This window comes from Streptomyces sp. NPDC100445, from assembly GCF_044759735.1.
Classification (GTDB): domain Bacteria; phylum Actinomycetota; class Actinomycetes; order Streptomycetales; family Streptomycetaceae; genus Streptomyces.
Window position 1 is genome coordinate 699604 of the sequence record NZ_JBIVZV010000001.1, and the last position, 18953, is coordinate 718556.

Annotated in this window: 26 protein-coding genes; 13 read left to right on the forward strand and 13 right to left on the reverse strand. The window is 74.3% G+C overall.

Translation table 11 applies throughout. The features are described 5' to 3' along the window. The first annotated feature begins 364 nt into the window (after positions 1-364). Entirely contained in the window at positions 365-1843 is a 1479-nt protein-coding gene (locus ACIQVT_RS03155; protein ID WP_403746594.1) for a glutamate-cysteine ligase family protein, read from the forward strand. A gap of 75 nt (positions 1844-1918) precedes the next feature. Here the strand turns inward: ACIQVT_RS03155 and ACIQVT_RS03160 are convergent, their stop codons facing one another. Beyond that, positions 1919-2308 carry a winged helix-turn-helix transcriptional regulator gene (locus ACIQVT_RS03160; RefSeq protein ID WP_403746599.1) on the reverse strand — a complete coding sequence of 130 codons (390 nt, stop codon included), beginning with the start codon at positions 2306-2308 and terminating at the stop codon, positions 1919-1921. A gap of 150 nt (positions 2309-2458) precedes the next feature. On the opposite strand from ACIQVT_RS03160, the gene ACIQVT_RS03165 reads away from it, so the two are divergent. The 8 genes from ACIQVT_RS03165 to ACIQVT_RS03200 all read left to right on the forward strand — a co-directional run bounded on the left by ACIQVT_RS03165 (position 2459) and on the right by ACIQVT_RS03200 (position 7013). After that, positions 2459-3109 carry an FMN-dependent NADH-azoreductase gene (locus tag ACIQVT_RS03165; protein WP_403746602.1) on the forward strand — a complete coding sequence of 217 codons (651 nt, stop codon included), beginning with the start codon at positions 2459-2461 and terminating at the stop codon, positions 3107-3109. A 160-nt stretch (positions 3110-3269) separates the two neighbouring features. Continuing rightward, positions 3270-3887: a flavin reductase family protein gene (locus ACIQVT_RS03170; RefSeq protein WP_403746605.1), complete on the forward strand. Its 618-nt coding sequence runs from the start codon at positions 3270-3272 to the stop codon at positions 3885-3887. Between the two features lie 21 nt (positions 3888-3908). Further along, a complete protein-coding gene (locus ACIQVT_RS03175) occupies positions 3909-4589 on the forward strand; it encodes a maleylpyruvate isomerase N-terminal domain-containing protein (RefSeq protein WP_403746608.1) in 681 nt (226 codons plus the stop codon). 103 nt (positions 4590-4692) lie between these two features. Continuing rightward, complete coding sequence (locus ACIQVT_RS03180) at positions 4693-4974, forward strand: hypothetical protein (RefSeq protein ID WP_403746610.1); 282 nt, start codon at positions 4693-4695, stop codon at positions 4972-4974. A 271-nt stretch (positions 4975-5245) separates the two neighbouring features. Continuing rightward, positions 5246-5410 (forward strand): hypothetical protein, encoded by a 165-nt coding sequence (locus ACIQVT_RS03185; RefSeq protein ID WP_403746613.1) that lies wholly within the window; start codon positions 5246-5248, stop codon positions 5408-5410. 2 nt (positions 5411-5412) lie between these two features. Then, positions 5413-5688 carry a DUF4190 domain-containing protein gene (locus tag ACIQVT_RS03190; RefSeq protein ID WP_403746616.1) on the forward strand — a complete coding sequence of 92 codons (276 nt, stop codon included), beginning with the start codon at positions 5413-5415 and terminating at the stop codon, positions 5686-5688. Positions 5689-5775: 87 nt separating this feature from the next. Next, complete coding sequence (locus tag ACIQVT_RS03195) at positions 5776-6474, forward strand: YqjF family protein (protein WP_403746619.1); 699 nt, start codon at positions 5776-5778, stop codon at positions 6472-6474. Further along, on the forward strand, positions 6471-7013 hold the full coding sequence (locus ACIQVT_RS03200; RefSeq protein WP_403746625.1) for a hypothetical protein: 543 nt from the start codon (positions 6471-6473) through the stop codon (positions 7011-7013). Before ACIQVT_RS03195 ends, ACIQVT_RS03200 begins: the two co-directional genes overlap by 4 nt. 182 nt (positions 7014-7195) lie before the next feature. Here ACIQVT_RS03200 and ACIQVT_RS03205 read toward each other — a convergent pair whose 3' ends face one another. After that, entirely contained in the window at positions 7196-7615 is a 420-nt protein-coding gene (locus tag ACIQVT_RS03205; RefSeq protein WP_403746628.1) for a CBS domain-containing protein, read from the reverse strand. Positions 7616-7797: 182 nt separating this feature from the next. On the opposite strand from ACIQVT_RS03205, the gene ACIQVT_RS03210 reads away from it, so the two are divergent. Further along, positions 7798-8679, forward strand: a complete 882-nt coding sequence (locus ACIQVT_RS03210) for a DMT family transporter (RefSeq protein WP_403746631.1) — start codon at positions 7798-7800, stop codon at positions 8677-8679. Positions 8680-8685: 6 nt separating this feature from the next. Here ACIQVT_RS03210 and ACIQVT_RS03215 read toward each other — a convergent pair whose 3' ends face one another. From ACIQVT_RS03215 to ACIQVT_RS03225, 3 genes are all read right to left on the reverse strand, one after another. After that, the gene (locus ACIQVT_RS03215; RefSeq protein ID WP_403746634.1) at positions 8686-9129 is read right to left on the reverse strand and encodes a MarR family winged helix-turn-helix transcriptional regulator; all 444 of its coding nucleotides are present in this window, start codon (positions 9127-9129) and stop codon (positions 8686-8688) included. Between the two features lie 107 nt (positions 9130-9236). Then, positions 9237-9797 carry a quercetin 2,3-dioxygenase gene (locus ACIQVT_RS03220; protein WP_403746638.1) on the reverse strand — a complete coding sequence of 187 codons (561 nt, stop codon included), beginning with the start codon at positions 9795-9797 and terminating at the stop codon, positions 9237-9239. Between the two features lie 152 nt (positions 9798-9949). After that, positions 9950-10120: a hydrophobic protein gene (locus ACIQVT_RS03225; RefSeq protein WP_403746641.1), complete on the reverse strand. Its 171-nt coding sequence runs from the start codon at positions 10118-10120 to the stop codon at positions 9950-9952. Between the two features lie 138 nt (positions 10121-10258). Between ACIQVT_RS03225 and ACIQVT_RS03230 the strand changes: the two genes are divergently transcribed. After that, complete coding sequence (locus ACIQVT_RS03230) at positions 10259-10432, forward strand: CsbD family protein (RefSeq protein ID WP_403746647.1); 174 nt, start codon at positions 10259-10261, stop codon at positions 10430-10432. Positions 10433-10537: 105 nt separating this feature from the next. Here the strand turns inward: ACIQVT_RS03230 and ACIQVT_RS03235 are convergent, their stop codons facing one another. The 7 genes from ACIQVT_RS03235 to ACIQVT_RS03265 all read right to left on the reverse strand — a co-directional run bounded on the left by ACIQVT_RS03235 (position 10538) and on the right by ACIQVT_RS03265 (position 15737). Next, entirely contained in the window at positions 10538-10987 is a 450-nt protein-coding gene (locus ACIQVT_RS03235; protein ID WP_403746651.1) for a hypothetical protein, read from the reverse strand. Between the two features lie 173 nt (positions 10988-11160). Continuing rightward, a complete protein-coding gene (locus tag ACIQVT_RS03240) occupies positions 11161-11508 on the reverse strand; it encodes an STAS domain-containing protein (RefSeq protein WP_403746655.1) in 348 nt (115 codons plus the stop codon). A gap of 78 nt (positions 11509-11586) precedes the next feature. Then, on the reverse strand, positions 11587-12075 hold the full coding sequence (locus tag ACIQVT_RS03245; RefSeq protein WP_403746658.1) for an MSMEG_6728 family protein: 489 nt from the start codon (positions 12073-12075) through the stop codon (positions 11587-11589). 73 nt (positions 12076-12148) lie between these two features. After that, complete coding sequence (locus tag ACIQVT_RS03250; protein ID WP_403746661.1) at positions 12149-13030, reverse strand: SDR family oxidoreductase; 882 nt, start codon at positions 13028-13030, stop codon at positions 12149-12151. A gap of 59 nt (positions 13031-13089) precedes the next feature. After that, positions 13090-13542: a hypothetical protein gene (locus tag ACIQVT_RS03255; protein ID WP_403746664.1), complete on the reverse strand. Its 453-nt coding sequence runs from the start codon at positions 13540-13542 to the stop codon at positions 13090-13092. 91 nt (positions 13543-13633) lie between these two features. Then, positions 13634-15253, reverse strand: a complete 1620-nt coding sequence (locus tag ACIQVT_RS03260; protein WP_403746667.1) for a phytoene desaturase family protein — start codon at positions 15251-15253, stop codon at positions 13634-13636. Next, positions 15246-15737: an SRPBCC family protein gene (locus ACIQVT_RS03265; protein ID WP_403746670.1), complete on the reverse strand. Its 492-nt coding sequence runs from the start codon at positions 15735-15737 to the stop codon at positions 15246-15248. The genes ACIQVT_RS03260 and ACIQVT_RS03265 overlap by 8 nt, the downstream gene beginning before the upstream one ends. Before the next feature lie 379 nt (positions 15738-16116). Between ACIQVT_RS03265 and ACIQVT_RS03270 the strand changes: the two genes are divergently transcribed. Continuing rightward, positions 16117-16725 (forward strand): PRC-barrel domain-containing protein, encoded by a 609-nt coding sequence (locus ACIQVT_RS03270; protein WP_403746673.1) that lies wholly within the window; start codon positions 16117-16119, stop codon positions 16723-16725. Continuing rightward, positions 16722-17153, forward strand: a complete 432-nt coding sequence (locus ACIQVT_RS03275; protein WP_403746676.1) for a PRC-barrel domain-containing protein — start codon at positions 16722-16724, stop codon at positions 17151-17153. The genes ACIQVT_RS03270 and ACIQVT_RS03275 overlap by 4 nt, the downstream gene beginning before the upstream one ends. 63 nt (positions 17154-17216) lie before the next feature. Here ACIQVT_RS03275 and ACIQVT_RS03280 read toward each other — a convergent pair whose 3' ends face one another. After that, the gene (locus ACIQVT_RS03280) at positions 17217-18707 is read right to left on the reverse strand and encodes a hypothetical protein (RefSeq protein ID WP_403746679.1); all 1491 of its coding nucleotides are present in this window, start codon (positions 18705-18707) and stop codon (positions 17217-17219) included. Positions 18708-18953: the final 246 nt, after the last annotated feature.

An 18953-nucleotide genomic window follows, 5' to 3' on the forward strand; every position in this document is an offset into this window, starting at 1 on the left:
CCGATCGGTTTCCATCAAGGTAGACCGATCGGTTTCCCACGGCAAGCGAGCCGGCGGGCGGACAGGCGTAGCGGGCCCGGAGGCGGCGGGCCGGCGCGGCGGGGAACGGCCCGAGCGCATGGATGCACCGTTCCCCGCCCCGGACCGGTCGGCCGATGAGCGGACCGGTCTGGTTCAGACCTTCCGCCGCCGGGCGCGCGCGAGCCATCCGGGAGGGCCGGCCGGGTGAGCCGGGACCGCGCGCCGACGCCGGCCCGGGGCTCCGGCGGGCCGACGGGGCCGGGCGACCGCCCGCTTGGTGCGGCTCGCGCGGGGGTGCGACGCTGGGGGGAAAGGTGTCCGTCGAGGGGACCCTGGAGGGTCGATGGGGCGTGACGTCCCGGCGCTCGTGTTCACCCGCGAGGACCGCCGCCGGTACCGGATCAAGATGCACGCCTGCCTGGACGCGCTGGCACTCATGCTCCGCGAGGCGCGGTTCGAGTCGGAGCGGCCGCAGGTCGGCCTGGAGATCGAGCTGAACCTGGTGGACGACGAGGCCGAGCCGGCGATGCGCAACAGCGACGTGCTGGAGGCGATCTCCGACCCCGCCTGGTCCACCGAGCTGGGCCGGTTCAACCTGGAGATCAACGTCCCGCCCCGGCGGCTGACGGCGGGCGGCCCCGACGCCTGGGAGTCGGAGATCAGGGCGGCGCTGAACCACGCGGACGAGCGGGCCCGGTCGGTGGGCGCCCGCCTGATCACGGTGGGGATCCTGCCCACCCTGCGCCAGGAGGACATCGGCGAGGGCGCCCTGTCGGAGAACCCCCGCTACCGGCTCCTCAACGACCAGGTCTTCGCGGCCCGCGGTGAGGATCTGCGCATCGAGATCGACGGGGTCGACCGGCTGCGCACCTACGCGGACACCATCACCCCGGAGGCCGCCTGCACGAGCACGCAGTTCCACCTCCAGGTGTCCCCGGAGGAGTTCGCCCCCTACTGGAACGCCGCCCAGGCGATCGCCGGGGTGCAGGTCGCGCTCGCGGCGAACTCACCGTTCCTGTTCGGCAAGGAGCTGTGGCACGAGACCCGTGTCCCGCTGTTCGAGCAGGCCACCGACACCCGGCCGGAGGAGATCAGGGTGCAGGGGGTGCGGCCGCGGGTCTGGTTCGGGGAGCGGTGGATCAACAGCGTCTTCGACCTGTTCGAGGAGAACCTGCGCTACTTCCCGGCCCTCCTGCCGCTCTGTGACGAGCAGGACCCGGCGGAGACCCTCGACGGCGGTGACATCCCCGACCTGGGCGAGCTGACGCTGCACAACGGCACCATCTACCGCTGGAACCGTCCGGTCTACGCCGTCACCCACGGCGTGCCGCACATCCGGGTGGAGAACCGTGTGCTGCCGGCCGGGCCGACCGTCGCCGACACCCTCGCCAACGGCGCCTTCTACTACGGGCTCACCCGGGCCCTGGTGGAGGAGGACCGGCCGGTGTGGTCGCGGATGTCCTTCTCGGCGGCCGAGGACAACCTGCACGCCGCCGCCCGGCACGGCATCGACGCGCTGCTGTACTGGCCCGGGATGGGCGAGGTGCCGGTGCCGGAACTGGTCCTGCGGCGCCTGCTGCCGCTCGCGCACCGCGGGCTGGAGCACTCCGGGATGGACGACGCGTGGCGGGAGCCGCTCCTCGGGATCATCGAGCAGCGCTGTGTGACGGCCCGGAACGGGGCCGTGTGGCAGAAGGAGATGTTCCACCGCCTCGACACCGCCACGCACGCCGGCCGGCACGAGGCGCTGCGGCGGATGGCGCAGCTGTACATCGACTACATGCACCTGAACGCGCCGGTGCACACCTGGCCGGTCGACTGACCGATCCGCCCCCGCCCACATCCGGCGCCGTTCGGCCGGAAGGAGAGCTAGCCGTCGGGTCGGCCGGAAAGTCAGCTAGCCGCAGGTCCGGGACGGCGGCTCCAGGCTGGTCTCCGGGCACGCCGACGCCTCCGGCAGGTGGACCTTGGCCCACTCCGCCAGCTCGCGCAGCGCGGGCTCCAGGGCCGCGCCGGCCGTGGTCAGCCGGTAGGAGACGCGCAGCGGCGGGCCGTCGTCGACCTCGCGCAGCACCAGACCGGCCGCGCCCAGTTCGGCGAGCCGGTCGGACAGCATGCGTTCGCTGATGCCCGGCACGGCCCGCCGGAGGTCGGTGAAGTACGCGGGCTGTTCCACCAGAACTGCCACGATCGGGCCGCTCCAGCGCTTGCCGAGCAGCTGGAAGACGCGGGTGATGCCGTCGTCCACCCGCTTGCAGGCCGCACTGTCGTGGTTCTCGTCCGCCATGACCTCAGCGTACTACTTGTCCGTAGGGGGGTGAGGAAAAGTAAGTCCCTGTGTTAGAAATAGTCGAGTACGAAACGTCAGCCGCGGCGTCATGTGCTCGGCTGTTCGCATGACCCGCCTTGCCTCGCTTCGCCCTTTCTGGAGACATCCATGGCCACCCTGCTGCACATCGACTCGTCCGTCTTCCCGACCCAGGCGTCGGCCTCCCGCGCCGTGACGGAGGCCTTCCGCAAGCACTGGGAGGAGGAGCACCCGCAGGGCACCGTCGTCTACCACGACCTGGCCGCGCAGCCCGTTCCGCACATCACCGCCGAGGCGCACCTCGCGGGCTTCACCGACCCGGCCACGCACACGCCCGAGCAGGCCGCCGTCTTCGCCGAGCGCCTGAAGCTGATCGAGGAGCTGGAGCAGGCCGACGCGATCCTGATCGGCGCCCCGATGTACAACTACACGATTCCCTCGACCTTGAAGGCCTGGCTGGACAACATCGTGCTGATGGGCCGGACGGGGGGCCCCGACCCGTCCGCCAAGGGCACCCCGGTGACCGTCGTCGCCAGCCGGGGCGGCTCCTACGCCCCGGGCACCCCGCGCGAGCCCTACGAGTACGTGCAGAACTACCTCAAGGCCGTCCTCGCCGACGCCCTCGGCCTGGACCTTGAGTTCATCGTGCCGGAGCTGACCATGGCGTCGAAGAACCCGGCGATGGCCGAGCTGGTCCCGCTGTACGAGGCCTCCCGCGACCAGGCCCTGGAGGCCGCCGCCGCCCGGGTCAAGCAGCTCGCCGGGCGCCTCGCGGCCTGACCGCCTCCCGGCCCGGGCACCGCGAGGCGCCCGGGCGAGCGGCCCCGGACCGGTGTACGCCGGTCCGGGGCCGCCGCATGTCCGGAGGTCTGGCGGGCCCCGGGGTGACGGGCGGGCCCCGGGGTGACGGGCGCTGCGGGCGACCGCTTAGCGTGCTGTCATGCGTGTCGACTACTCACCGGATGCCATGGATCCCGGATCCTTCTACCGTCTGCTCACGGCCGTCGTCGTGCCCCGGCCGATCGCGTGGGTCTCCACCCTCACGCCGGACGGCGCGACGGCGAACCTGGCCCCGCACTCGTTCTTCACCGTCGCCAGCACCGATCCGCCCATCGTCCAGTTCACCTCCGTGGGCCGCAAGGACTCGCTGCGCAACGCGGAGGCGACGGGCGAGTTCGTCGTCAACCTCGCGCCCGAACCGCTCCTCGCCGAGATCAACGCGACGGCGACCGACTTCCCCCGCGACCTCGGCGAGTTCGACGCGGTGGGCATCGAGCGGGAGCCCTCCCTGCGGGTGGGGCCCCCGCGCGTCGCCGCCTCCCCCGTCGCCCTGGAGTGCACGCTGCACTCGACGCTGCGGCTGGGCGGTTCGACGGTCGTGTTCGGCCGGGTCGTGCACGCCGCCGTCGACGAGGACGCGCTGGTGGACGGCCATCCCGACATCGGGCTGCTGCGGCCGCTGTCCCGGCTGGGCGGCAACGAGTGGGGAACGGTCGGCGAGATCCACGAGCTGGCCCGGGTGCCGTACCGGGACACGGCGCGACTGACCCGCAACTGACCGGCACCGGAGGGAGACCGCATGAGCAGGCCACCGGGCACCGGCCCGGCGTCCCTCCTGCGCGCGGCGTACGAAGCCGCCTCCGCGGTGGTCGCGGACCTCGGCGACGAGGAGTCGTGGCTGCCGACCGGCTGTACCGGCTGGGCGGTGCGCGACCTCGTCTTCCACTGCCTCCAGGACGCCCAGCGGGCGTTGGTGGCCCTGCACACGCCCGTCGACCGGCCCGTCGACCGGGACGCGGTCACCTACTGGCGGGACTGGCGGCCGGACACGGCCGGGGCGGCGAACGGCCGGCGCTGGGCACGGGTGAACGGCAGCATGTTCCTCGACTTCGGCCAGCTGCGCGGCCTGTACCTGGAGACGCTGGCGGCGGCCGCGCACGCGGCGGCCACCACGCCGCCCGGGACACCGGTGGCCACGCAGGGGCACGTCCTGACGGCCGGCGACCTGACGACCACCCTCGCGGTGGAGGCGACCGTCCACCATCTGGACCTCACCGTCCGGCTCCCGCACGCGCCGGGCCCCTCGGCCGAGGGACTGGCGGCGGTCCGCACCACCCTGGACGGCCTGCTGGGCCGGCCCGCCCCGCCGGGGTGGAGCGACGCGCACTACGCCCGCGTGGGCACCGGGCGGACCGCGCTCACCGACGCCGAACGGGCCGCCCTGGGGTCGACGGCCGACCGGTTCCCGCTGTTCGGCTGAGGGGCCGCCCGGTCATCGGCCGCACGCCCAACACGGGGACACGCACGCGTCGCACCTGCGCGGTGCGGGGCGCGTCGGCCAGGTTGATGGAAACGTGCGCCCCATGAACAACCCACCCACCGTCAACAGTTACGTCGACCGGGTCACGGCCGGCCCCGGCGGGGCGATGACCGACGAGGTCGGCGTCGTCACCGGCGACCTCACCGTCGCGACCATCCTCCGCTCCGACGGCCACAGCGTGCGCGTCGCCGTGCAGCAGGACGGCAGCGACACCTGGTACACCCTGGCCGGCAGCCCGGCCCCGGTGCCCGGCGGCCGGATCGCGGCCTACCACCGGGACCTGCTGGGGCGGATCCGCCGAGGCGGCGGCACCCGCGCCACCTGAGCGGCGGCCGGCACGGACACCGCCGGGCGCCGGAGGGCACCGTGGCGCGGAGCGGGCCGCGCGGACACGGCCCGTGCCGCCCGCTCCGCGCCACCTTCCGGCCACGTCCGCGCCGCCGCGCCGTCGGGAACGCGCCGATACGGCCCGCCCCCGCGTGAGGAGGCGACTCGCGGGTAACCGGCGATGTCATGAACGCGTTGAAGAAACGACCGCAGCAGTCGGTGCACCGACAGGAGTGCGCGCCCCTCGGCACCGGCCCGGGGAGGTGGCCGTGTTCTTCCTGATCGCCGCCCTGCTCCTGCTGGGCATCGTCGTGGGGTCGGCGGCGTACCTGCCCTGGCCCGTCACCCTGGTGGCCGGTGCGCTCATCGCCCTCTGGCTCGTCGTCTTCGCGGGACGCGAGCGGCGCCGCCGCGACCGGACGGGAAGGGCGTGACGATGCGACTGACCGCACCCCCCTCGCCCCGGACCGGCCGCCGGGACACCGAAGGCATGGCCGTGGCCTCCTTCGTCCTGGGACTCGTCGGACTGCTGGTCCTCAACCTCGTCCTCGGCCCCGTCGCCATCGTGCTGGCCGTCATCGCCCTGCGCCGTGACACCCCGCGCCGGTTCCGCGCGTACCTGGGGCTGGGCCTCGGCGTCGCGGACCTCGTCGTGCTCGCCGTCCTGATGTCCGCGCACGGCACCGCGTCCTGGTCCGTCTGGGGCGGCTGAGCCCGCCTGTCTGCCGCACCCTCCCGGTTTCGGGGACCGTCCGCGGGAAAACCGGGGGGCGTGGTGTCCTACGGACCGGAGCGGCGTGTGCGCGCCCCCGTGCTGCGAGCCGGATGGCTGACCCAGGCCTTCGTGCACCGGGCGTACTCCCCCGGCGAGGTCCAGCGGCTGCTGCCGCGGGGACTGGAGGTGGACACCTTCGACGGGGCGGCGTGGGTGGGCGTCACCGCGTTCGTCATGGCCGGTGTGCGCCCGCAGGGTTCGCCGCTCGGCCTGCCCTCCTTCGCCGAGACCAACCTGCGGACCTACGTCCGTGACCGGGACGGCCGGGACGGGCTCCGGTTCCTCTCCGTCGAGGTGGCCTGCCCGGTGATGCCGGCGGCCCGCGCGGTGGGCGTGCCGTACCACCTCGGGCGCCTCACGGTGGCCCGCGACGGGGAGACCCTGACCTGCACCGGGATCCGGCACGGCGGCGGACCCCGCCACGACCTGGCCGTCCGGCCGGGCGCGCCGCTCCGGCCGACCCCCCGGGACGTATGGCTGACCTCGCGGTGGCGGGCCTACACCCGGCGGTTCGGCGCACTCCGGGAGACACCCGTCGAGCACGCGCCCTGGCCGCTGCGCACGGCCCGCCTCGAACGCGCCGAGGAGACCCTCACCCGCGCCGCGGGACTGCCACCGTCCGGCTCCGAGCCGATCGCGCACTTCTCCGACGGTGTGCGCGGGGTGCGGCTCGGCGTCCCCCGCCCGCTGCGCCACACAAGCCCAGAAGGAGGCTCACGATGAATCCGTCCCGTACGGCCGCTGCCAGGACCACGGGCGGCCTCGACACGCGGCTGCTCGGCATCTACCTCAACGACCACCTGGGCGCCGCCACCGGAGGCGTCGAACGGTTCGGCCGCGTCGTGCGGTCGGCTCACGGGTCCGCGCTGGGCAGGGCCCTCGGGCCGGTCGCCGCGGAGGTCCGCGAGGACCGGGCGGCGCTGCTGGACATCATGCGGGACCTGGGCGTGCCGGTGCGCCGCGCCAAGGTCTGCGCGGGCTGGGTGGCCGAGAAGGCGGGACGGCTGAAGCTCAACGGCCGGCTGGTGCGGCCGTCGCCGCTGACACCGGTCGTGGAGCTGGAGGCGCTGCGGCTGGCGGTGGAGGGCAAGGCGGCCGGCTGGCGCACGCTGCGCCGGCTCGCCGAGACCGACCGGCGTCTGGACGCGGGCCGGCTCGACACCCTCCTGGAACGGGCCCGGCGACAGCAGGACACGGTGGAGCAGTGGCGGGTCCGCTCGGTGGACAGGGCGCTGCGCGCCGACCGCGCCGGCGGCGCGTGAGCCGCCCGACCGGCCGGCCCGTCACCCCCGGCCGGTCCGCTCGCCCGCCCCGCACCGCCCTCGGCCACCATCGCCGCCGCGTACGGCGGGAGCCGTGCCCGGAGGTCGTCCGCCCGGGCGCCGGCCGTGCGGCCGCGTACGGCACCGCGCGGCCCGTCGTGCCGTCGGCACCGGCGATCCGGTCACCGGGTGGGGCCGGCGGCGCTGATGACCCCCAGCGTGGACTCGGGGTCGTACTCCATCGCGACGTCGCCCAGGGCGATGATCCCGACCACGTTCCCGTCCTCCACGACCGGCAGCCGGCGCAGCGCCTTGCCCCGCATCAGCCGCACGGCCCGCTCCACGTCGTCGTCCGGGGCGACGGTGACCAGTTCACTGCTGCACGCCTCGGCGACCGTCCGCCCGGTGACGTCACCGCCGTCGGCGAGGATGCGCACCGTCAGGTCGCGGTCGGTGACCAGTCCGCGCAGCCGGTGGCCGGCGCAGACCAGCACCGCGCCGATGTCCTCGTCCCGCATCCGGGCCGCGACCTCGCACACCGGGGTGTCCGGCGTCACCGCGACCGGGTTGCTGGTCATGATCTCGCGGACCGCCTGCGCCATGCACTCCTCCACTTCCACCCGTCGGACTCTGCCGGGCAGATACCCCGGAAACGGACGCGTAGCCCGTCCGGGCGGGAACGACGCTCCGGTCGGCCGCCGTCCCCGGCACCCCGCCCCGCCCTTCGTAGGCTGGCGGGGCCCCGTCCTCCCTCCGGGGAGCACGCGGCAGGCAGGAGACGGTCGTGATCGAACTGGCCGCGGCGTTCGCCGTCGCGGGAGCGGCGAGCAACGCGGTGGGCACCGCGTTCCAGCGCAAGGCGGCCTCGGCCAGCAGCCGGGGCGGGCTGCGCCTGCTGGCGGAACTGGTGCACCAGCCCTTCTGGATGATCGGCATGGCGGGGGTGATCTGCGCGGCGCTGTTCCAGAGCCTGGCCCTGGTCAACGGTCCGCTCGCGCTGGTCCAGCCGCTGTTCATCCTGGAACTGCCGTTCGCGCTGCTCGTCGCCGCCCCGCTGATGCACCGAAGGCTGCCGCCGTGGGGCTGGTGGGGGGTGGGCGGCTGCGTGGCGGGCCTCGCCGTGCTGCTGCTGGCGGCGGCCCCGCACGGCGCGACCGACCACGCGCCCCTGTCCCGCTGGATCCCGGCCCTGTTCCTGTGCACGGGCGCCATGGCCGCGGCGATCGCGCTGGCCGGCCGGGGGCGCCCACCGGCCCGGCGCGCCGCGCTGCTGGCGATGGCGTCCGCGACGGGCAACGCCCTGACCGCGGCCCTCCTGAAGTCGGCCAGTGGCACCTTCGCCGACCACGGTTTCGCCGCGTTCCTGCGGTCCTGGCAGACCTACGGCTTCGCGCTCGCCGGTGCCGCCTCCGTGCTCCTGCTGGAGAACGCGCTCCAGGCCGGTCCCCTGGCCGCGGCGCAGCCCGCGCTGACCATCGGTGACGCGGTGGTGAGCCTGGTCCTCGGGATCACCCTGTTCGGCGAACGGATCCGCACCGGGTGGTGGCTCGTGCCGGAGGTGTGCGGGGCCCTCATGATCGTCGTGGGGGTGGTGGTCCTGAGCCGGGCGGTCCAGGGCATCACCCTGGTCCCGTCGGCGTCCGGGGAGGAGAACCCGGCCACGTGAGGCCGCTCAGGGCGCGGCGACGAACGGCGGCTCCCCCCAGTCGGAGGTCAGCGCCTCCCGCAGCGCCCGCGCCGGTACGGGGCCGATCCGGTCCACCAGCACCGCCTCGATCACGCTGATCGTGGCCTGCGCCCGCTCGTGCGCGCGCCGCCCCTCGGCCGTCGCGCGGATCAGCCGCCTGCGGGCGGACCCGGGGTCGGGCACCTGCTCCAGCAGTCCCAGGCCGATCAGTCCGTGCACCGCCTGGTGCGCCGTCTGCCGGGTGACACCGACGCGCCGGGCGAGTTCGGAGACCGTGGTGCCCTCCGCGTCGAGCATCGCGAAGACGGACGCCTGCGCGGTCGTCACCGGCTGCTCGCCCGCCGCCTCCATGCTCGCGAAGAGGGCGTCCTCGAACCAGCGGCGGGCCTCGGACAGCAGTTGGGGCAGGTTGGGTGCGCGGTGACTCATGGCTCCTCGGAAGGTCGGGTACCCGGCGGATTATCCTCCGCCGGGCGGCGACCACCCGGTGCGTCCCGGGAGCCGGCGGCGCAACGGCCGCGGCGTGACCGGCCGGGTCAGCTCCCGGTCCGCCACTCGTGGCCGGGCAGGAAGCTGACGTCGTACCGCTCGGGCACGGTCGCGAACTTTTCCGGTGCGGGCACGAACGGGCGCGCGGGCAGCCCGAGTCCGTCGGCGGGCGTGCCGAGAGTCTCGAAGAACCGCTCGAAGGTGCCGCCGGGGCCGGCGGCGACGCCGACGATCTGGGAGTGGTGGCGTTCCATGCGGTAGGCGTGCGGGCAGTTCTTCGGGACGAAGCCGAAGTCACCGGGGGTGAGCAGCTTCTCGTGCTGCTCACCTTCGAGGTCCTCCACGAAGAGCCGCACGGCGCCCTGGGTGATGTAGAAGACCTCGTAGGTGTCCGTGTGGGAGTGGGCGGGGATCAGTTCGCCCTTCGGCCCTTCGCAGGTGAAGAAGTTGAACGTGTTCTCGGTCTGTTCGGCGCCCGCGTACACCGTGAAGAGGTCGCCGAACAGGTGGGCGCGGTCGCCCCGGCCCTTCTCGACGAAGTAGGGCTTCCCGGGCTCCGGCGGGATGGCGGAGCGGGTCCGGTGCCGGGTGGCGTACTCGATGGTCATGCAGAACCTCCGATTCCGTACGGGCTTCATGTCAGGCTACCTGACATTACTCCGACACCCGGCCGCTCAGCCGAAATCCGTCGCCGCACGCGCGCGGGGCCCGGCCGATACTTCGGCCGGGCCCCGCGCGTGACGCGTGTGTACGGGTCAGATCACCATCGGTACCACCGACCTCGGCCGCCACCGGAGTTGGTGGAGCGCATCACGAAACCGAGGAGCCAGACGACCAGGACGATGACGGCGACCCACCAGAGGATCTTGAGGGCGAAACCGGCACCGAAGAGGATCAGGGCGAGAAGCAGAACGAGAAGCAGGGGAACCATTTTTATCAACCTCCTGTCCTCCGCATGCCCTGCGAACTTCCCTTCATTCTTCACCGCCCCCTTGTTTGTGAAGGGATGATCGGGGCACGAGCGGGTTACCGCGACAGCGGCACACGACCTACGAGGAGGCGCTGTTCCATGACTGCCGGCGAGAAGGCCAAGGCGAAGACCGAGCAGGCCGAGGGCAAGACCAAGGAAGCCGTGGGGAGCGCCGTGGGCAACGACCGCATGGCCGCCGAGGGGCAGGCCGAAAAGAGCAAGGGGGACGCCCGCGAGGCCAAGGAGAAGACCAAGGACGCTTTCAAGCACTGACGTTCTTCTCCCGAGAACGCGGAAAGCGAAAAGGGCCTCCCCGGAGAATTCCGGGGAGGCCCTTTTCGCGGTGCCGGCCCGCCGTCATGGGCGGCCGGGCGCCGTTCACATGGGCGAGCGGCTGCGCGGCACCCGGGCCAGCGGGCTCACCAGGCCGTACAGCTGGTCGAAGGCGTCCCGCAGCACCGGGCGGTCCTGCGGCGCGGCCGTCACCAGGACCTGTTCCAGAAGTTGCCGCCGGCGCTGCCGGGTCGCCTCCAGGACACACTTGCCGGCGCCGGTCAGGCAGTACTCCCCGGGCGGGACACGGCGCACCAGCGTGCGCTGCTCCAGCCGGTCGAGCAGGTGCCGCACCGCAGGGAGGCCGACGCCGAGGTCCCGGGCGATCCGCTCCGGACCGGCCTGCCCGCCCGCCAGGGCCAGCAGGCCGCGCATCTGCTCCTCGGCGACCGTGGGGGCGACGTCCTCATGGGCCCGCTGCCACAACTGGATCATCGACGCGGCCACGTGTTCCGCCGCCAGTTCCGCTCCGGCAGGTTCGGGTTCCACTGACATGGCTTGCCCCTTCCTCGATGCCGTCGAGAACAGGCGCTTACCCACCTGATGACACATCAGGCCCGCCCGCGCGTTCGAAAAGGCGCTGAACTGGGACGGCACGCCGGGGAAATGCGCCACGGGTCGGCCGTCCGGGTGAAGGGCGGCATCCGGGTGAGGACCGGAGCGACGAATCAGCCGCCGGCGGCCGCCGCGTCCTGGGCGGTGTCGAAGATGTCGATGATCTCGTCGACGCCGGTGATTCTCAGCAGTTGCCGCAACTGGTCGGGGACCGCGGCCAGCACCAGCCTGGTGCCGATCTCCCGAGCGCGCCGATGGGCCGCGAGAAGGGCGTTCAGCCCCGCGGAATCACAGAACGGCACCCCGGCGACGTCCAGTACGACGAAAGTGTCCCCGGAGGCGAGCAGGTCCAGGAACTCCGTGCGGAACATGGGCCCGGTCAGGTAATCCATCTCCCCGTCGAACACGGCCACCAGGGCGTGCCCCAGACGGGTCTTCACCACCGAAGGAACGTTGGACACCAGCCCTCCCGATACCACCCGGACCGCAGACCGCGTCCCGCAGGGCCACCTGCCCCCGATGCGGCCGCCCAACCAGTGTCAGGGACGCTCGGACAGGTCGCGGCCCGCACGGTCGGACGACGGCCACACATAGGGCAGATCGTCCGGGACGCCCGGGAAGGTGTGCGCGTACGTCTCCGGGTCCTTGCGGACGAGGGCGGACCGGTGGCTGCGGTGGAAGGCCTCGTCACCCAGCCACGGCGGCAGCTCCCCCGCGCCGGCCAGGGCGGCCTGGTCCCGCACGCGCGCGCCCGGCCGGTGCGCGGCGTACCCGGCGACCAGCGAGGCGGCGCAGCTGTCCTGGTGCCCCTGCTCGCGCCAGACCCGGCACACCTCCAGGCCGTAGCGGACCAGTGCCTCGTCGTACCCGTGCCACATGCGCACGGCCGGATGTCGGCGCCAGCCGTAGCCGGGGACGGTGAGGCCGCGCAGCACCTGGAGCGCCTCGACCCGCTGTTTGCCCAGGCGGCGGCGGTCGAGGAGGAGCGCGGAGCGCCGGAAGTCGGGGTCGGGGAGAAACGTCTGCATGGACGCCGTCCTGGGGTGGGTGGGTGCGGGGTGCCGGCTCGGCCGGGGTGACGCGCGGGCGTCGCCGGGCGGTTCACGGGTCGGGCCGGGCCGCCGCGTGGTCGGCGTCGCCTCCGCCGCCGAGGAGTCCGGTCGGCCGCAGGGAGTCCTCGGCCTCCAGGCGGGGCAGGTGTCGCCGGGTGGCGCGCAGGACGACCGGGGGCAGGAAGGCACGCACCGGCTGCACGAGCCGCAGCCAGGGCGGCGCGTACACGGCCGTGCGCCGGCGTTCCAGGCCGCGGACGATCCGGCCGGCGACCTCCGTGACGTCGTACACCCGGCGGGCGGGTCCGGGCATGTGGCCGCGCAGCTCGCGCAGCACCGGGTACCGGTCGGCGTCGCGGATCATGTCGGTGTCGGTCCAGTTGGGGTAGGCGATGCCCACGGCGACGCCGTGCGGGGCGACCTCGGCGCGCAGCGCGTGCGCGAAGGCCTCCACGCCCGCCTTGGACGCGCAGTAGGCGCTCATCAGCGGGGCGGCGCCGAGCGAGGCCAGGGAGGCGATCTGGAGGTAGTACCCGGCCGTGACCTGGAGGTCGGGCAGGAAGACGCGGGCGGTCTGGGCGCTCCCGGTGAGGTTGACGTCGATCACCCGCCGCCACTCGGCCGGGTCCGTGGCGGCGAACGGGCCGCCCGCCGCGATGCCGGCGTTGGCGATCACGACGGACGGGGTGCCGAGTCGCCGGCGTGCCTCGCGCGCGGCCTCCCGCAGCGCCGGCAGGTCCGTCACGTCCACCTCGATCGCGAGCGACCGGGTGGGCAGGCGGGCGGCCAGGTCGTCCAGCCGGTCCTTCTCGTGGCCGAGGAGGACGGGCCGGGCGCCCCGCCGGGCGACCTCCCGGGCCAGCGCGGCGCCCAGCCCCCGTGCGGCGCCCGTCACCACGACCGTCCGGTCCTTCAGGGGGCTGTTTCCCACGGGCTTCGCCTTTCTCTCTCGCCGGGGTGCGTGGCCGCGCCCCGGCCGGGACGCGGGTCTCAGGCGCCGGCGGCCGGGGGGCGCGCCGTGTGGTCGGGGTGGCCCGGGGTGCGGCGGTCCTCCTTCATCTCCGCCTCGTACAGGTGGTCCCGGCCCTGGGCGAGTTCGTTCACCGCGCTGCGTTCCAGCTGCTGGAAGGGGCGGTAGTACGTGTCGTTGTAGGCCTCGACGATCTGGAACGTCCAGTGGCCCGGGATGACGTTGCGGCCCAGGATCTCGGCCTCGACCTTCTCCGCCCACTCGGGGTGCCCCGCCTCGCGCAGCAGCCGCACCGCCCGGTCCAGCTCCAGGTCGGCGCCGCCGGTGAGCTGGTGGAAGCCGTACAGGTGGCCGCGGGCGCGTTCGGTGGTCTCCAGGGCCTTCGACAGGGCGCCGAGGGCCTCGACGGTCTTGTCGTCGACGCCCTCGGGACGCCGGTGCCGGCGGTCGGGGCCGTCCTGCTGGTCGTGCATGGTGCTCCCTGGTACGAGGTGACGTGTGCGGGTCTCTTCGACGTTTCCCGTCCCCGGGGACGACCGGATGCGCCGTCCGCCGGACGGGGGGTCAGCGTTTGCGGCCGGTGCGGTCGCGGCGGGTGAGGACCCGCTGGACACCGGCCAGGCCGGGTGCCCGGCGCGAGCGCAGCGCGGCACGGGCCGCGTTGGCGCCGGGCGCGCCGTGCACGCCGCCGCCCGGATGGGCGCCGGCGGAGGCGAGGTACAGGCCCGGCACGGGGGTCTCCGGCCGTCCGGCGCCGGGCACCGGACGGAAGACGAGCTGCTGGTGGAGGGCGGTCGTGCCGCCGTTGATGGCGCCGCCGGGCAGGTTGGCGTCCATCGCCTCCAGGGTGGGCGGCGCGAGGACGCGCCGGGCGCGGATCCGGGAGCGGAAGCCCGGGGCGAAGCGTTCCACCTGGCGCTCCACCCGGTCCGCCATGCGTTCCTGCTCGCTCTTGTCCCAGGCTCCGGTGATGCCCTCGTCGCCGGCGTCCGCCCGGATGTCGTGCGGCACGTGGGTGTAGGCCCAGGCCGACTCGGTGCCCTCCGGGGAACGGGAGGCGTCCGCGGTGGTCATCTGCCCGAACAGGGCGAAGGGGCGGTCGGGGACCTGGCGCATGGCGATCTGCGCGGCGAAGCGGGTCAGCTCGTCCACGCCGTCGGCGAGGTGGACGGTCCCGGCGCGGGCGGCCTGCTCGGCCCGCCACGGCACCGGGCCGTCGAGCGCCCAGTCCACCTTGAAGGTGGCGAAGTCCCACTGGAACCGCAGCAGATCCGCCATCAGCTGCGCGGGCAGGTGCTCGGCGCCGACGAGTTCCCGGTAGAGGACGGGCACGGCCACGTCGGCGAGCACCGCCCTGCGCGCGGGCACGGCGGAACCGGCGCTGGTGCGCACCCCCACGGCCCGGCCGCCGCGGACGACGATGTTGTCCACCCGTTCCCCGCAGCGCAGCTCGCCGCCCTTGTGGCGCAGCCGCCGCACCAGCGCCTCGGTCAGCGCGCCGGAGCCGCCGGCCGGCACGGGGAAGCCGTAGGTCTGGCCGAGCATCGACATCAGCCAGCCGAAGCCGCCGCTGCCCGCCGACTCGGGGGCGAGGTCGGCGTGCAGGGCGTTGCCGGCCAGCAGCAGCCGGCCGCCCTCGCCGCGGAACTCCTCCTCCCCCATCCGGCGTACCGGCAGGGCCAGGGACCGGGCCGTGCGCAGACCGCCCGCCGCGCGCAGCGTCCACAGCAGCCGGGCGGAGGACTTGACCGGCGGGAACGGGGTGAACAAGGCGCCCAGCAGGTCCGGGCGCAGGGTCTCCCACAGCTCGCACAGGCGGTGCCAGGCCGCTCCGTCGCCGGGCGCGAAGGCCTCGACGGCCGCGGCCGTCGTCTCGATGTCCCGGTCCAGCACGGCGCAGCGGCCGTCGCTCAGCGGATGGGCGAGCACGCTGGGCGCGTGGCTCCAGCGCAGCCCGTGCTCCTCCAGGCGGAGCGCGGACAGGATCGGGGAGGCGGCGGCCAGCGGGTAGAACGAGCTGAAGAGGTCGTTGACGAAGTCGGGGTGGACACCCCGGTCGTGGCGGACCGCGCCGCCCGGTTCCGGCTGCTCCTCGATCACCAGGACGCTCCACCCGGCGTCGGCCAGCACATTGGCGGCGACCAGTCCGTTGGGGCCCGCCCCGATCACCACGGCGTCAGGCATGACGGGGGGCCTCCCCGGTGCGGGCCTGCCGGGCGGAGGGTCCCGGGCGCCGCTCGCCCTCCTCGCAGCAGCGGGCGAGCCGGGCGAGCATCGACCGGTGGCGCACCTGGATCAGCGCCTCGACGCCGAAGTTGTGCAGCGCGGCCCCGGCCCCCCGCAGGGGGTGTTCGTCCGCGATGACCAGGCAGTGCTCGCCCCACTCCCGCAGCTCGATGGCGAACCGGGCCGAGCCGAGGAACCCGGCCATGATCTCCAGCTCCAGGCGCTCGCCCTCCTCGCAGCGGCGTACGACGGTCCGGTTGGTGAGCCGCGCCGGGCCCAGCCGGATCTCGTACTCGATGGACGCGCCGACCTGGGGCCATTGGCCCTGTTCCGGCCGGGACTCACCGGTGCCGACCACCCAGTCGGCGTACCTGTCGCCGTCGGCGAGGACCTCCCACACCGCGGCCGGATCGGCCTTGATCAGACGATGACGAACTGCCATGTTGCCTCCGGTTCACGCGCTGCCGACGGCCGTCACCGGGTGCCCGGGGACGGGCGGCCCAACCGTGTGACCGGCCGGGCTGCCGTGTGCCCACGTCCGGGCGGCGCCATGCGCCGCGGCGCCGTGGGCGGCCGGGCGTCACCCGCACGGCAGGCGTGTGCGGTGACCCTGCGGGCAAGCGGGAGCACAGGGGAACCCCGGTACGGCGAGGGACACGGTCCCTGAGGAGGTCGGCGATGGTGTGGTGGGCCTGGGTGGTCCTGGTGATCGTGGCGATCGGACTGATCGCCGCGGCGACGCTGGCGGTACAGGCCAGACGGCGTTCCGGAACGGTGATCGCGGTGCGCGGTGGCCGTCGCTCCGGTCGAGGGGGGCCGCGGTGATCACGCTGATGCTCGCACGCGAGCTGAGCGGGCGTGAGGTGGTGACCCTCGCCGGCGAGGCGGTGGCGCGGATCAAGGACACCGTCTTCGACGCCGGGGCGGGCCGGATCACCGGCTTCACCCTCAGCGGCCGGGGGCTGCTGGCCGGGCCGCTGAAGCGGAGTCTGCCGTTCTCCGCGGTGCACGCGGTGGGGCCCGCCGCGGTGATGATCCCGAGCGAGGCCGTCCTCGCGGACCGGGAGGCGGTCGTCGGGTCCCGCTCGGCCGGCGGCCAGGTGATCGGGGCGCCGGTCCTCACCGACCAGGGCACCGCGATCGGCACCGTGCGCGACGTGGTGGTCGAGGCCGGTGCCGGCGGGCGCGTCGTCGGCTTCGAGATCGCCGCGGACGAGCGGTTCGACAGCCACCGGCGCCATGTGTTCATCCCCCGCGGGGAGACCCTGGCCGTCTCCGGCGAGGCCATGGTCGTACCGGCGCGGGCGAGTCACTTCGCCGCGGCCGACCTGCCGAGCTTCGCCGGCCAGGTGGAGGCCTTCCAGGCGGGCACCCCGCTGCCGCACGTGGAGACCCCCGCACCCGCCGCAGCCGAAGGAGACCCGGCATGACCCTCTTCACGCAGGCCCGGGGCCTGTCGGTGATCACCGCCGAGGAGGCGGCCACCCTCGGCACGGTGAGCGGCCTGACCATCGACGCCCACACCCGCCGCGTCGCGTGCCTGCGGCTGTCCGGGGCGCCCAAGGGCTCGTCGGTCATCGGCTGGGGGGCGGTGGAGGCCGTCGGACGCGATGCCGTGATCGTCCGGTCCCGCGTCGCCGCGGACTCCGGGCCGGACGGCGCGCCCGAACACCGCGAGATCGTCGGGAGCCGGGTCCTGACCGAGTACGGCACCGAACACGGCACGGTCAAGGACGTCGCCTTCGACCCGGTGAGCGGAGAGATCCTCACCCTGTACACGGCGCTCGGCGACATCCCCGGCGACCACCTGATCGGCCTCGGTTCCTATGCGGTGGTCGTCCACGCCGACCGGGTCTGACGGGGCGGGACGCGTAGGGCCGCGGCACGCCGCCACCCGGCGGCCGTACCGCGGCCCGGTCGGTCAGCGGCCGCCGGCCGGGCGGTGGACCCTGAGGTCGCCGTAGGCCGACAGAGCACCGGCGAGGTCACCGGGTCCGTGCCGCAGGGTGGTGTCCAGGAAGGCGAGCGTGGTCGCGGCGACGACGTGGGGGCTCTCGGTGCGGCCCAGGGAACCGACGATCGAGGGCACGGGCGGCAGGTACAGGGGGCCGTCCATGAAGGTGAGGTGGGTGGCACCGGGGACGGTGAGCCGGTAGCTCGTCGCGGTGTTGTTCCGGAGGGCCTCGGTGAGGCGGGGCAGGTAACGCGGATCGGTTCCCGGGGTGATGGCCTGGGTGAGCGCGAGCACCGGCCGGTGGAGGGAGGGGGAGGCGGGGCCGTGGGGGTAGCCGTCCAGATCGATGACGGCGTCGAACCGGCCGTCCTGCCGCGCTGCCCGCAGGGCGGCGGCACCGCCCAGTGAGTGGCCCGTGGCCGCGACCCGGCCGGTGTCCAGGCGGCCGGTCAGCGGGCCGGTGATCACCCCTGCGTCCAGACGCTCCAGCTGGGTGAGGACGAAGCACAGGTCGGCGGCCCGCACCGCCGTCCAGCCGACCGCCAGCTTCTCGTCCTCGTCCCGGTCTCCGGTGGAGGTGGTCCTGGAGCGGATCGTCCGGCCGTCGGTGAGGACGACGGCGGCGGAGTCGTAGGGGTGGTCCAGGGCGGCGACGACATAGCCGTGGCTGGCCAACTCCTCCGCCCAGGCGGTGTTCTGCGTGCGCACGCCACCCGACCCGGGTGAGAACAGCACGACCGGGAACCGTCCGCCCCCGCCGGCCACCGGCGCGTCGACGACCGCGTGGCTGTGGGCACGCGGGACGCCGTCGACCAGGAAGCCGGGCAGACCGACCTCGTGGGCGAGGGCGTCGGAGACGGTGCGCGCCTCGTGCTCCGTGCGCCCGAGGTACCGGGCCCGCCGCGCGCCCGCGGGGCTCGGCCGCGCGGGATACCAGAGCTGGACCACGACCGTGCGCCGGTCGCGCGGATCGGCGGTGAAGCTCTCCGGGCGGCGTACGTCGGTCCACTGCACCACTCGGGTGCCGACCGCGAAACGGCCCGACGGCTCGGGGAACACGGGCACCGGAAAGGCCCACGCGGCCACCGGACCGGTGGCGATCAGGCCGGCGCAGGCCACCGACCCCGGCAACGCCAGCCACCACCGGGCCCGCCACGGCGGCCGGCCGGTACGGCGGCGCAGCAGCGGGATGAAGGCGAACGGCGACGCGACGGCGGCGCCCGCCAGGACCGGCAGCAGCTGCCAGCGGATCCCCACCGCCCCCAGCACGATCGTGGACAGCACGAGAACCGCTCCGGCGGCGATCGTGACGCGTGGGCGGGCCGCGGGGGGAAGCCAGCGCGCCGCCACCAGCGCGGCGGCACCCAGCGAGACGGCGATTTCGGGAGGGGACAGGTACAGCCCCGTGATGATCTCGGTCACCCGGTCATCGTCGGGGTGGGACACGCGCCGCCACATCGGTCCCGGGTCGCCCGCGCATGCGACCTCAGTCGCGACCGGACAGGCCGGATGGGCGGCCGGTCTGCGACCGCGGAACGCAACGGGACTCCTCCTGCGGTCGTACTTCGCCGCAGTGCCGTCAGACCGTGGGCCCATGTGTGCGGCGGGGTCCGCGGCCTACCGTGACAGGCCCCGGTGCACGCCGGGGAGCGCGGGGCGCTGAGCCGCTCGTACACGATCCGGCTCCCGCCGTGCGCGACGGCG